Source organism: Aestuariivivens sediminis (assembly GCF_022662105.1).
GTDB classification, from domain to species: Bacteria; Bacteroidota; Bacteroidia; order Flavobacteriales; family Flavobacteriaceae; genus Aestuariivivens; species Aestuariivivens sediminis.
In genome coordinates this window covers 465,573-478,775 of record NZ_JAKMCP010000002.1, presented here as the reverse complement: position 1 = coordinate 478,775, position 13,203 = coordinate 465,573, and the positions used below count along the sequence as shown (strand labels likewise).

Genomic DNA, 13,203 nt, shown 5'->3' with positions numbered 1-13,203 from the left:
TTTATTTAAGGATCAATTTTTTAGTGATCTTTCCGGTGGCTGAGGTCAAATTTAAAAAGTAAATCCCAGCCGCACAGTTGCCCATATCCAATCGGTAGGTGTTGTTTTTAACCTTGGCGTTTTGGGTTTGTAAAATGACTTTCCCGGTAATATCGGTCACAGTAAAACTAATGCTGCTCGCGGTTTTTGTAGTTATATTAAAGCGGTGATATGAAGGATTCGGATGAACCCTAAAGACTTTTGGATCAAAATCTGTTACGTTTAAGGTCCCTTCAATGCTTAAATTGTCAATGATAACCCCTTCAAAAACTTCATATTCGTCCGAATGAAACACAAACCGAAAGACCAGGTTAGATTCATTATTTAATGGGGTTAAATCATAACTGTATTCTTGCATGGTGGTATTTGTTCCCGTCCATTGGGCACCGGGACAATTAAAGCAATTGACTCCCGGAGTTGTGTTACTGTTATACCAATTCACATCGTCCGCCGTTCCCAATACCGACCAATTCATACCGGCATCGGTTGAATATTCAATATACATAATATCCCAGTCTTCCTCCAAGTCGTAAGCCATTTGGAATTTAAGGACAGGATTGGCCAGTAGCGTTAAGTCATAACAGGGGGTCACCAAATAGCTTTTGATATTGTTGCCATAGGATCCCCCTAAATGGGTACCATACACATTATTACTGGTAGCTTCAGTATTCAGCACAGTACCTGTAGCGATGCCACGCTCCCAAAAAGCACTTGAACTGGGACAATTACTCTCCGCATTAAAACCTATTATCGCATCATCCGGAAGTTCAAACGTGTTTACCACATTGATGGTCCCCGAAGTATTAGCATAAAACCAGGCATTCAATGCGTTATTGTGGTTATAGGTGTCGCCGGGAGTCGTAGCGTTAACGTTTAATTCTTGTAAACCATTGCCGGAAACCGCCATTGCTGGAAGGTCAATTAATTGTGAAGCCCCGGAAACCAGGGTCCCATTCCATACGGTATTTTCAGTTTGACCATTTAAGGTATAACTTACCGTTATGTCCTGTATGGGATCGGTACCACGATTTTTCACTAAGGCCCCAACCGAACTTAAAGTTCCACAAACAACCTGTTCATCAATCCCTACTATATCCTCCAGGCTCATTTCATTTTGCAACGATTCCGTCGGAATATCAGATTGCCAAATGCCCCTTCCATAAGTCGCTGCTGAGATGTTCCCGTCGTTTAGGTTAATTTCCAAATCAGTAACCGAAACATGGGGCAAATTAGCGTCAAAAGCCTCCCAATCGCCTATGGTATCGTCATAACGATAAACCCCTAAGCTTGTTCCCAGAAATAGTGGATTTTGACTGTGCAAAGGTTGGTGTTTTATAATGTTTTTTGTCACCCCGGGAAGGGAACCCGTAATATCGATAAAGTTAAGGCCGCCATCGGATGATTGAAACACCTGTCCCCCTAAACCGGATGTTGTTACGTAAATAAAATTGCTGTCATTGCCATTAACTTCTATAGAGGTAATATTGGAGGCAAACGTTTTAATGGCAATAAATGACAACCCTTTATCGGTACTTTTGTAAAGCGACTTATCAATGGCCACATAAATGAGGTTTGGGTCGGTGTCGTCCATTTCCAAAAAGTCAATATTGATATTATTCCCAAAGGAAGGCGATACGGATTCCCATTCCGTACCACATAGCTTGTATAATCGGGAATACCCGGCATATAGGATGCCGTCTCTATCCATGGCTAGCGGGGTAATCCAATTGCCTCCATTATCATTATTATCGGGATCTATTTCATCTGCCGGGGCAGATACGTAGGCATCATTGCTTGCCCCGGAGGATTTGGATAGGTAGAGCGTACTTCCGTATTGTATAAAACCGAACATCGCGCTGGAATCATCAGGCTTTATGGCCGTATCCATGCCGTCTGCACCATAGTACACCTGCCAGATATTGTTTAAGGCGAATCCGCCATTATCCTGTAGTCCCCCAACCATGATGTCCGAGCTTTCTCTGGAAACACTTAACTTGTAAAATTGGCCAATTTGAAGACCTTCAGATAAATCGGTAAAGTTGCTTCCACCATTGGTGGTTTTATAAAACCCACCATCCGTACCTGCAAATAAGGCGTTGTTGTAAAAGCGTAATAAATGGATGTCCGCATGGGAGTAGGACGCGGAACTAGGCTGAAACCATTCATTGACCTTGGTAAAATCCACACCTCCATTGGTCGATTTCCAGATGTTGAGGACACCGACATACAATTCATTTTCATCGGTATTGGATACCGCTAAGGCCATATCGTAATACGCTTGTTTGCTATCATCAAAAAGATCTGCATTAGACGGGGTGTTGGCTGCCAATGCATTAAACGTGACTCCGGAGTCGGTGGATTTATACAGGCCCTGAAAGGCATTGTCCAAAGCGCTTAAAACATAAATGGCATTGGCATTGTTTGGTGTGACATCTATAACTAAACGGTTGGAAGAAGCGGGTAAACCAGTACCAAATTCACTATTTGTGAAGGTATCCCCTCCGTCAGTAGATACATATAGGGTATTTGTGGTCACTGCATAAATCGTATTGGGATCACCGGGTTTTATTTTGATATCTTTAATGTTCAGGTTTTCCGTTCCGTTTGTATTGGACCAATTAACCCCGGCATCCGTGGTCTTAAAAACACCTCTATTGGTGGCCACCCATAACATATCAGAATTGCCGGGATGGATATAGATGTCGTTCATATTTGTAGGCTGACCGGGGCTGGTATTTAAACCAGTCGTGTTCCATGTGGTGCCACCATCGATGGATTTCATCACACCAACACTGTAGGTGTCAAAATTATCATCGTCTCCCGTAGCGATATAAATGACATCATGGTCATTGGGATCAATAGCTATACCCGAAACCCCTATTTGAGGTAATTGATCTGAGAGGGGGGTCCAGGAAAGGCCGGCATCCGTAGATTTCCAAATGCCCCCGGCAGGAGCACCGGCATAGTAAGTGTTTGGGGTAATAGGGTCTACGATAATAGCATTAATGCGTCCTTGGCCGGAACTCCATGATCCCGTGTTAGTATGGCTAAAGGGCCCCTTCGGTTGCCAATTGCTAACAGCTGTCTTGGCAGTGTTCAGTTTGGCATGTTGCGTCTCCATCCAGGAATTCCATAATTCATTGGAGGCCGGCAAGGTTCCCTCGGCTTTCACAAAGTTTTTCCAGTAGTTCTCCCAGCGCTTAAAGGGCTTGTGACCACTTCCTTTTTTATTCGGGTCTTTGTCTTTCCAGTAGTTGTTAAAGGCCTCAACAATACCATTAAAAGTCAGGAGATTGGATTTCGAAGATTGCTGTTTTGAGGTCGTGCTTAAATGTTTCATCCAGGGCGCATCCGGATTGTATTGTGCCCGCATGATGAACGAACAAAGTAAGATAAGGGTATAGGTTAGGATTTTCATAAGACTAGGGCTTTGGAATATTTTCATTCCGTTTGAGTTCAATGATCTTGTTGAGTTGCAGGTCTAAATTAGAAATAGCCACGAGAAAGGCCTTGATGCCTTCGACGAGCTCGGGCTTGGTTGTTGTGGATAATCGTAATAAACTTTCAAGTTTGTAAGTGGTAGTTTCAACAATTTTTATTCTGGCTAATATGGGATTATTCTTTAAATCCTCGGGGATGTTCTTGATTAAATCCTTTAAAAGCGTCTCAATGGCTTTGTCATTATCCTTGAAATAACTCAGGTCTCCTTTTTTGATATAACTCACCTGCTCCTGTAATTGATGATATTCTGCCCAAGGATCTACCATTTTTCTGGCTTCCTGACTTAACACGAATTCGGTATAGTCTATTTTGGAAATGTCGCTTTCGGTAACGGCAGTACTCACCATATCTTCCGAGGCAGTATTGGCAAGGGATGGGTCTTGTTTTTTACAAGATAAAAGCACGAGTAACAGACTTAAGGCATAAATTAATTTCATTAGGGTCTTGCAATTTTAGGATGCGCTACAAAGATATAGGAATAGTTTATTAGTTGTAATGTCCAATGCATATATCCAATATCCATATTGTTCATCGCCTAAAAATAAGACATTAAATTAAATAAGTAAATTGTATCTTTAGCAACTTCAAAAAAAGATGAATACCATGCTTGAAAATTTTTGGTTTAACGTAGAATATGGGATTAACCACGTGCTCGATATTAATGCTTACGATCATGTCCTTTTTTTAATAAGCCTTACGGTACCATACGCTTTTAAGGACTGGAAACGGGTCCTTTTATTGGTTTCAATGTTTACCTTGGGACATACCTTATCCTTAGTTTTGGCAGCTTATAATATCGTGAGTATAAATGTACAACTGGTGGAGTTTTTAATTCCGGTTACCATTTTAATAGTGGCCGTTTATAATGTGCTAACCGCCGGAAAAGGAGCCCAAAAAGAGCGAGTGGGAATTTTATTTTTCACCACGTTGTTCTTTGGTCTAATTCATGGATTGGGTTTTGCGAGGGAGTTTAAGATGCTTTTAGGAGATTCCGATAATACCTTAGTGCTCCTTCTGGAATTTGCCCTTGGGATAGAAATTTCCCAGATAATTATTGTGTTTATGGTGCTCTTCCTGGGCTATCTCGGGCAAACCATATTTAGGTTTTCGAAGCGGGATTGGATACTGGTAATTTCATCTGTTGTTATTGGGTTAGTCATACCGATGTTGCACAACAGCGATTTTTTGAGCTAGTGGCATTCGATATTTGGTTAAATTTTTGATAAAACTTTAACTTGTATGTGTTGTAATTAAAATACGAAGCCATTATATTCGTTAATAAAATGGCCTGAAGGATTCTGGGGTTAACCTGGTATGTGATGGCGGGGATGATGTTGAGGTACTCGAAATGCGCGAAGTCCGGATATGAGGTTCAGTCGAAAACCTGGTGATAAGAAAGCGCACAGGCCTAAATTAAAATGAAGTGAATGCCAAAACCTAAACAACTCAAATACGATAAGGCTTATCTAAGAATAGCCAGAGAGTGGGGACAGCTGTCCTATTGCAAACGCCGACAAGTTGGTGCACTTATTGTTAAAGATAGAACGATCATATCTGATGGGTATAATGGCACACCAACCGGATTTGAGAATTTTTGTGAAGATGATGAGGGCTATACCAAATGGTATGTTTTACATGCCGAAGCCAATGCCATACTTAAAGTGGCCAGCTCAACACAATCCTGTAAAGGGGCTACCCTGTATATTACCTTATCCCCATGTAAGGAGTGCAGCAAGCTCATCCATCAGGCCGGAATTATTAGAGTGGTGTACCACAAAGCCTATAAAGACGATTCCGGATTGCAGTTTTTGGAAAAAGCCGGAATTAAATTGAAATTAATAGAAGAGTTATCATCATAATGCCCTTTCAAAAAAAATATTTGCCTTTCGTTTTTGGGGTTGCCATTGCAACCGGCATTTTTATTGGAGGTAAACTCAATTTTACGGATGCACCGGATCGATTGTTCTCTACGAACAGTAAAAAAGATAAGCTCAATCGGCTTATCGATTATATTGAGTATGAGTATGTAGACGATATCAATACCGATAGTATCGTTGATGTTACCGTTAATGGTATTTTAGAGAATTTAGATCCACATTCGGTCTATATCCCACAACGAGAAATGGCCCGGGTAGCAGAGGAGATGCGCGGGGATTTTGTTGGGATTGGAGTGAGTTTCTATACCTATAAAGATACCATAACCGTTATTAGAGCCATAGAAAATGGACCAAGTGAAAAAGCGGGTATTCAGGGTGGGGATCGCATTATCGTGGCCAATGGCGATACGCTCATAGGCAAGGGGGTGACAGATGACAGTCTTGTAAAAAAATTAAAAGGCGTTATCAATTCCAAAGTGCATTTAAAGGTGTACCGACGTGGGGAGCCCCAACTTTTGGATTTTACCGTAAGACGAAGTGTTATCCCTATTAAGAGTGTAGATGCGGCGTATATGTTAACGAACCAGTTGGGGTATATTAAAATCAATCGATTTGCCGAAACCACGTACAAAGAATTCAAAACGGCTTTACAGAAACTAAAAGGGGAAGGCGCAACTGAAATTGCATTGGATTTACGAGACAATCCCGGAGGGTTTTTGGATATCGCCGAAAAAATAGTGGATGAATTCCTTGAAGACAATACCCTCATCCTGTTTACAAAAAATAAACGCGGGGATGTTGAAAAAAGCTATGCCACGAAAAAAGGAGATTTTGAAGAGGGGACCATATATGTGCTGATCAATGAAAATTCAGCTTCGGCCAGCGAGATAGTAGCCGGGGCACTTCAGGATAATGATAAGGGAATCATAATTGGGAGACGCTCCTATGGTAAAGGATTGGTGCAACGTGAAATGGATCTGGGTGATGGCAGTGCCGTCCGTTTAACCGTATCGAGATACTATACCCCCACAGGACGTTCCATACAACGTCCCTATAAAAACGGGCATAAAGATTATTATGACGAATACCTGGAACGCATCGAAAGTGGGGAATTACTGGACGCAGAGAACATTAAAGTAGCAGATTCCTTAAAGTATACCACGCCTTCCGGAAAAATTGTGTATGGTGGCGGCGGGATTATTCCGGATGTATTTGTACCCATTGATAAGGGCATGTTTAACGAAACCTTAAACTATTTAATGCGTCGTGGGTTTATAGGGTATTTTGTCTTTGAGGAATTAGAAAAGGACAGACATCTTTACGACGGCATATCCAGACAGGATTTTATTGATCATTTTAAGGTCAGTGATAATTTAGTAACTTCTTTTCAGAACTACCTCAATGTGAGAACCGATTCGGATATTACTTTCGTGGCCTACTACGAGGAAATACGACAGTACATTAAGGCGACCTTGGCAGATCAGTTATTCGGTAACGGCGCTTTCGAAGAAGTCTTCAACCAAAATGATATTATGATCGAAGAGTTGATCAATTTAAGTCAAGGAAATATATCCCATTAATATCCTCTGATGTTACAGCTTATCATGCACCTTGGTATGCTTGCCCCCATTCCAAAGGGTTAATATATCGGTGGCCACATGCGCACCACTGCCACTCGCTATGGCAAACTGACTGCGCCAGCCCGCTAAGGTACCGGCAACGTAAAGGCGATCCTCAATCAAGTGATCGGTGTTTTTCAGCCAAATGCGATCTTTTTCTGCTTCAGCTCTTGGATGGGCGTCTTTATATTGTTCCAAACCTTTAATACGCATCAAATTGGTATACCCCACAGCAATAACTAAAATTTTTGAGCGGTACCTGTTTTTGTTGGTATTCACATTAAAATAATCTGCAGTCCTTTCAATTTCAAGAACTTTTTCCTTTTCAATTTGATCCACATGAGGATATAGATCGGTCAATTGCTTTTTACCACCATTTAAAATAGAAGCACCGGTAGTATTAGGAGGCAATCCCAATACATTATTGAACAAGGCATCCTGTAGATGGGATGCTTTTTGATGTACAATAATGCCTATATGTTTCCCTTTTGCATAGGGTTTGTCTTTCGCAGAGCCCAAAACTAAAGCACAAGATAAGCCTGCGGCGCCACCGCCAATTATTAAAACATCAAACATCACTTTTTATTTTTTACCTTTTCCTCGATACGTTTGGACAGGATTAATATCAACATTAAAACAATGGCACAACATGCGGCTAAAATGGTGATTAGTGCCACGATACTATCCCCTTCAAAGGGGTGATTTACATCAATGTGGGTCAGGTTAAATAGACTTAGGACTGAAGCTATAATAATAATAACGATTGCGATGTATTTCATTTTTTAGGATTTTAGTTTTCAATGCCCCTGAAGGCCTTAATGAAATAAAATTTTAATGTTATGGGCAAATAATTTAACCGCAATGGCCAATAAAACCACGCCAAAAACTTTTCGTATAATGTTAATGCCATTTGCTCCTAAAAAGCGTTCAATTTTAGAGGAGGTTTTTAAAACCATATAGATAACGACGACATTTAAAATGATGGCAAAAATAATATTTTCTACCCGGAACTCGGCACGCAATGAAAGCAGGGTCGTTAAACTTCCGGGACCGGCTATTAAAGGAAAAGCCAGGGGGAATACGGAAGCCGTTACCGGATTGGTCTCTTCCTGTTTGTACAATGTAATACCAAGAATCATTTCCAGGGCGATGAAAAAAAGAATGAATGCACCGGCTACGGCGAAAGAGTTCACATCAATGCCAATAAGATTCAAAATGCTTTTTCCTAAAAATAGGAAAAGCGTCATGATAATACCGGCGATGAAGGCTGCTTTTTCACTTTGTATATGTCCAACCTTTTTGCGAAGATCGATCACAATGGGAATATTGCCCACAATGTCAATTACTGCAAACAATACCATAAATGCCGTAAAGATCTCTTTGAAGTTGAGTTGCATAACCTTTTTATTTAATAGCCCTGCAAAGGTCCATATTAATTATGAAATAACAAGGTCTAATAAATCTAAACTTTATCTATTTTTGTGGATTATTGCATGATTATGTTTCAGTTAGGGAAAACCATAGTTTCAGAGGACATTTTGAAAAAGGATTTTGTGTGCAACCTTTCGGCCTGCAAAGGGGCGTGTTGTATCGATGGGGACGCAGGAGCGCCTTTGGAAGAGGAAGAAACCAGGATTCTTGAAGCCATTTATCCCAGGGTGAAACCCTTACTTAGGCAAGAGGGGATTACCGCTATTGAACAACAGGGCCTTTATGTCAGGTCGGATGACGGCGAATTGGAAACCCCTTTAATTGATGGTGCCGATTGTGCCTTTGTGGTATTCGACGATCAAAATGTGGCCCTTTGTGCTATAGAACAAGCCTACAATAAGGGAGAGATTTCCTGGAAAAAACCGGTTTCTTGCCATTTGTACCCTATTAGAGTAAAAGATTACACGGAGTTTTCGGCTGTAAATTATCACAGATGGCAAGTTTGTGATGATGCCTGTACCCTGGGGGAGGCCTTAAAGATTCCCGTATATCAGTTTGTTAAGGAGGCTTTAATTAGAAAATTCGGACCGGACTGGTATGCCGAGTTGGAGAAAGCTGCCACATCTTTTTTGCAGCCTTAAAGGAGGGTCTTGAACTGCCTGTTTTTATTGAGGGTTTCTGGATTTTAAGCTGATATTTTTTGAAAACTTTTCAATATTTCTAAAAATATAAAATATTGAAAAACAAATAGTTAGCATTTTTTTTCTGTAAACTTCTATTTCTCAACATTTTTTTTATTTGTTAAAAACTTGTTGAAAAGCTTTCTGAATTTTTTTTAAAATATCGTAATCATTTTACAATCTTTGTTATTCCGAAATCGTCACAATTTTTCGTCAAACTTTTATAAAAAATCCATTTTAGCTATGTCGCAAGCAGTAGAGCCTATTCTCAAAGAAAACCAAGATCGTTTTGTAATTTTCCCCATTCAGCACCATGATATTTGGGAATGGTATAAAAAGCAAGAAGCAAGTTTTTGGACCGCAGAAGAAATAGATCTACACCAGGATATAACGGACTGGGCTACTAAATTGAATGACGATGAGCGCTATTTTATTAAACACATTTTAGCCTTTTTTGCCGCCAGTGATGGTATCGTAAATGAAAATCTGGCGGAAAACTTCGTGAGTGAGGTTCAGTATAGTGAAGCCAAATTTTTCTATGGATTTCAAATAATGATGGAGAACATCCACTCCGAGGTGTATTCCCTGCTCATAGATACTTATGTGAAAGATGAAAAGGAGAAAAATATTCTTTTCAAGGCTATAGAAAATTTTCCGGCCATAAGGGAAAAGGCCGAATGGGCGTTAAAGTGGATAGAATCGCCCAGTTTCGCAGAGCGCTTAATCGCATTTGCTGCGGTAGAGGGCATCTTTTTCTCGGGAAGCTTTTGTTCCATCTTCTGGTTAAAGAAAAGAGGACTTATGCCGGGGCTAACCTTTTCGAACGAACTTATTTCCAGAGATGAAGGGCTGCATTGCGATTTCGCGGTGCATTTACACAACAAACATATTGTCAACAAAGTGCCTAAAAGCCGTATCACCCAAATCTTAACGGATGCCTTGGATATTGAACGTGGATTCATTACAGAATCTCTGCCGGTTAGCTTAATTGGAATGAACGCCAAGCTAATGACCCAGTATCTGGAATTTGTAACAGACAGACTCCTTGTAGAATTTGGCTGTGACAAAGTCTACAATGCCACAAATCCATTTGATTTTATGGATATGATCTCACTTCAGGGAAAGACCAATTTCTTTGAAAAGCGAGTGTCCGAATATCAAAAGGCTGGTGTATTAAATAAAGAAGAAGAAAAGGATAAATTTACGTTTGATGCCGATTTTTAATCGGTTTTAAATCTTTTTAAAGTCCTTCAACAGACCCGCATTGTTTTCCCCATAGAGGAAAATGAATTAAACGATTTATAGAGTATTTATAATCAAACCCAACTGAATGTTTTCTAACCCCATGGGGAGGAAATTTTTTTAGAACAACTAACTAACCCAATTTCTGACTAAACATCAGAAAACAAAAAAATGTGTAAAAAATGTATGTAGTAAAAAGAGACGGAAGAAAAGAACAGGTCATGTTCGACAAGATCACCGCAAGAGTGCGAAAATTGTGTTATGGATTAAACGAACTGGTAGATCCATTAAAAGTTACCATGCGCGTCATTGAAGGTTTATACGATGGTGTTACGACCAGCGAATTGGATAATTTGGCAGCAGAAATTGCGGCAACCATGACCACCGCTCACCCGGATTATGCACGTCTGGCGGCACGTATTTCGGTGTCAAATCTACATAAAAACACTAAAAAGACCTTCAGTGAGGTCATGCAAGATTTATATACCTATGTGAATCCAAGAACGGGTAAAGACGCACCATTGCTTTCCGATGAGGTGTATAAGGTCATTATGGAACATAAGGACCGTCTGGATTCGACCATTATTTACAACCGTGATTTTGGGTACGATTATTTTGGGTTCAAAACTTTAGAGCGTTCCTATCTGTTAAAGCTGAACGGAAAAATAGTTGAACGCCCACAGCACATGTTAATGCGGGTTTCGGTTGGGATTCATTTAGAGGATATAGAATCTGCGATAGAGACCTATGAGTTGATGTCTAAAAAGTATTTTACGCATGCCACACCGACCTTATTTAATTCGGGTACGCCCAAGCCACAAATGTCATCTTGTTTTTTGTTGACCATGAAGGAAGACAGTATCGACGGGATTTATGACACCTTAAAGCAAACGGCTAAAATTTCGCAATCGGCAGGCGGTATTGGATTGGCTATGCATAATATTCGAGCTACCGGGAGTTATATTGCAGGGACCAATGGAACCAGTAACGGGATAGTCCCTATGCTTCGGGTGTTTAACGATACCGCACGATATGTAGATCAGGGTGGAGGAAAGCGAAAGGGCAGTTTTGCGATATATATTGAACCATGGCATGCCGATATTTTTGACTTTTTGGAATTGAAGAAAAATCATGGAAAGGAAGAAATGCGTGCACGTGACTTATTTTATGCCATGTGGATTCCCGATTTGTTCATGAAGCGGGTACAGGAAGATGGTGCCTGGACCTTAATGTGCCCCAATGAGTGTCCCGGATTGCCGGAAACACACAGCGAGGCGTTTGAAACCTTGTACCTTAAATACGAGGCCGAGGGCTTAGGCCGAAAAACCATCAAGGCACGTGAACTATGGGAAAAGATTTTAGAATCCCAAATTGAAACGGGTACACCATACATGTTGTATAAAGATTCGGCAAATCGGAAATCCAATCAACAGAATTTGGGAACCATTCGTTCTTCCAATTTGTGTACTGAAATTTTGGAATACACCTCGCCGGATGAAGTGGCGGTATGTAATTTAGCATCTATTGCATTACCGATGTTTGTTAAAGGGGGTGAATTTGATCATAAAGAACTCTTTCGCATCACGAAACGGGTAACCAAGAACTTAAACAGGGTAATCGATAGGAATTACTACCCGGTGCCTGAGGCAAAAAAATCCAATATGCGCCATCGCCCAATTGGTTTGGGGGTGCAAGGATTGGCCGATACCTTTATCCAACTGCGTTTGCCATTTACAAGTGATGAGGCCAAACAATTAAATCAAGATATTTTTGAGACTCTTTATTATGCCGCAGTAACCGCGAGTATGGAAGAAGCCAAAGCAGATGGCCCCTACCAAACCTATAAGGGTTCCCCAATAAGCAAGGGGAAATTCCAGCATAATCTTTGGGGATTAAAAGATGAAGAATTAAGTGGTAACTGGGATTGGGCCAAATTGCGTAAACAGGTGCTTAAACATGGCGTCAGGAATTCGCTGCTGGTGGCCCCCATGCCAACAGCATCAACGTCCCAAATATTAGGGAATAATGAATGTTTTGAACCGTATACCTCTAACATTTATACCCGTCGGGTATTATCTGGGGAGTTTATAGTAGTAAACAAGCACTTATTAGAAGATCTTGTGGCCTTGGGCCTTTGGGATGAGAATTTAAAACAAGATATTATGAGGGCCAATGGCTCCGTTCAGAATATTGATACCATACCTCAGGACATCAAAGAGCTTTACAAAACGGTTTGGGAATTAAGCATGAAAGATATTATAGATATGTCCCGTCAACGCGGCTATTTCATAGATCAATCACAATCCCTAAATCTCTTTATGGAAGGCGCTACCATGGCAAAATTGACATCCATGCATTTTTACGCCTGGAAGAGCGGATTAAAAACAGGGATGTACTACTTGCGAACCAAGAGTGCTGTCGATGCCATTAAGTTTACATTACAAACTTCCAAAAAAGAAGAACCGGTGGCGGAAGTCGTGGAAGTAAACAGTATTGCAATACAACAGGAGGACGCCAAGAAAAAGAAGTTGGCAGCGCAGAATGCTGCTAAATTTGCAAAGCAAAACCCATCAACTGAAAATGTGGAGCCCATGACTCCGGAAGAAATGAAAGCCCTTATTGCCCAGGCCAAAGCCGGTGAGGGAGATGACTGTCTTATGTGTGGATCCTGATCTTGATCTGAGCTTGAATTCATTTTATGACGTGGTCTTAAAACAAGCATTTGCCCAGGCAAATGCTTTTTATTTGGAATCCATTAAAGGGGTATAGGGGATTTATCAAGACAGGCATCAAAAAAACAACCCATTTGGAGAA

Annotated in this window: 11 protein-coding genes; 6 read left to right on the top strand and 5 right to left on the bottom strand. The window is 40.7% G+C overall.

The window, feature by feature from the left end; all coding sequences use genetic code 11:
* Window position 1 precedes the first annotated feature (1 nt).
* Both MR054_RS06405 and MR054_RS06400 read right to left on the bottom strand, forming a co-directional pair.
* Window positions 2–3,457, bottom strand: coding sequence for a VPS10 domain-containing protein (locus MR054_RS06405; RefSeq protein ID WP_242157039.1), 3,456 nt, complete (start codon window positions 3,455–3,457; stop codon window positions 2–4).
* 4 nt (window positions 3,458–3,461) lie between these two features.
* A complete protein-coding gene (locus MR054_RS06400) occupies window positions 3,462–3,977 on the bottom strand; it encodes a hypothetical protein (protein WP_242157038.1) in 516 nt (171 codons plus the stop codon).
* 166 nt (window positions 3,978–4,143) lie between these two features.
* Here MR054_RS06400 and MR054_RS06395 point away from each other — a divergent pair, with 166 nt between their 5' ends.
* The 3 genes from MR054_RS06395 (at window position 4,144) to MR054_RS06385 (ending at window position 6,997) form a co-directional block, all read left to right on the top strand.
* Window positions 4,144–4,734 (top strand): HupE/UreJ family protein, encoded by a 591-nt coding sequence (locus MR054_RS06395; protein ID WP_242083028.1) that lies wholly within the window; start codon window positions 4,144–4,146, stop codon window positions 4,732–4,734.
* 233 nt (window positions 4,735–4,967) lie between these two features.
* Window positions 4,968–5,399, top strand: coding sequence for a deoxycytidylate deaminase (locus MR054_RS06390; RefSeq protein WP_242083026.1), 432 nt, complete (start codon window positions 4,968–4,970; stop codon window positions 5,397–5,399).
* On the top strand, window positions 5,399–6,997 hold the full coding sequence (locus MR054_RS06385) for a S41 family peptidase (RefSeq protein WP_242157037.1): 1,599 nt from the start codon (window positions 5,399–5,401) through the stop codon (window positions 6,995–6,997). Before MR054_RS06390 ends, MR054_RS06385 begins: the two co-directional genes overlap by 1 nt.
* A gap of 12 nt (window positions 6,998–7,009) precedes the next feature.
* Here MR054_RS06385 and MR054_RS06380 read toward each other — a convergent pair whose 3' ends face one another.
* The 3 genes from MR054_RS06380 to MR054_RS06370 are packed head-to-tail and all read right to left on the bottom strand — an operon-like array spanning window position 7,010 to window position 8,433.
* Window positions 7,010–7,612, bottom strand: coding sequence for an FAD-dependent oxidoreductase (locus tag MR054_RS06380; protein WP_242157036.1), 603 nt, complete (start codon window positions 7,610–7,612; stop codon window positions 7,010–7,012).
* On the bottom strand, window positions 7,612–7,815 hold the full coding sequence (locus MR054_RS06375; protein ID WP_242157035.1) for a hypothetical protein: 204 nt from the start codon (window positions 7,813–7,815) through the stop codon (window positions 7,612–7,614). Before MR054_RS06375 ends, MR054_RS06380 begins: the two co-directional genes overlap by 1 nt.
* A 36-nt stretch (window positions 7,816–7,851) precedes the next feature.
* Window positions 7,852–8,433, bottom strand: coding sequence for a MarC family protein (locus MR054_RS06370; RefSeq protein WP_242157034.1), 582 nt, complete (start codon window positions 8,431–8,433; stop codon window positions 7,852–7,854).
* A 102-nt stretch (window positions 8,434–8,535) separates the two neighbouring features.
* On the opposite strand from MR054_RS06370, the gene MR054_RS06365 reads away from it, so the two are divergent.
* The 3 genes from MR054_RS06365 (at window position 8,536) to MR054_RS06355 (ending at window position 13,061) form a co-directional block, all read left to right on the top strand.
* Window positions 8,536–9,108 (top strand): DUF3109 family protein, encoded by a 573-nt coding sequence (locus MR054_RS06365; protein ID WP_242157033.1) that lies wholly within the window; start codon window positions 8,536–8,538, stop codon window positions 9,106–9,108.
* 282 nt (window positions 9,109–9,390) lie between these two features.
* The gene (locus tag MR054_RS06360) at window positions 9,391–10,371 is read left to right on the top strand and encodes a ribonucleotide-diphosphate reductase subunit beta (protein WP_242083014.1); all 981 of its coding nucleotides are present in this window, start codon (window positions 9,391–9,393) and stop codon (window positions 10,369–10,371) included.
* A gap of 200 nt (window positions 10,372–10,571) precedes the next feature.
* Window positions 10,572–13,061, top strand: coding sequence for a ribonucleoside-diphosphate reductase subunit alpha (locus tag MR054_RS06355; RefSeq protein WP_242157032.1), 2,490 nt, complete (start codon window positions 10,572–10,574; stop codon window positions 13,059–13,061).
* Window positions 13,062–13,203 lie beyond the last annotated feature (142 nt).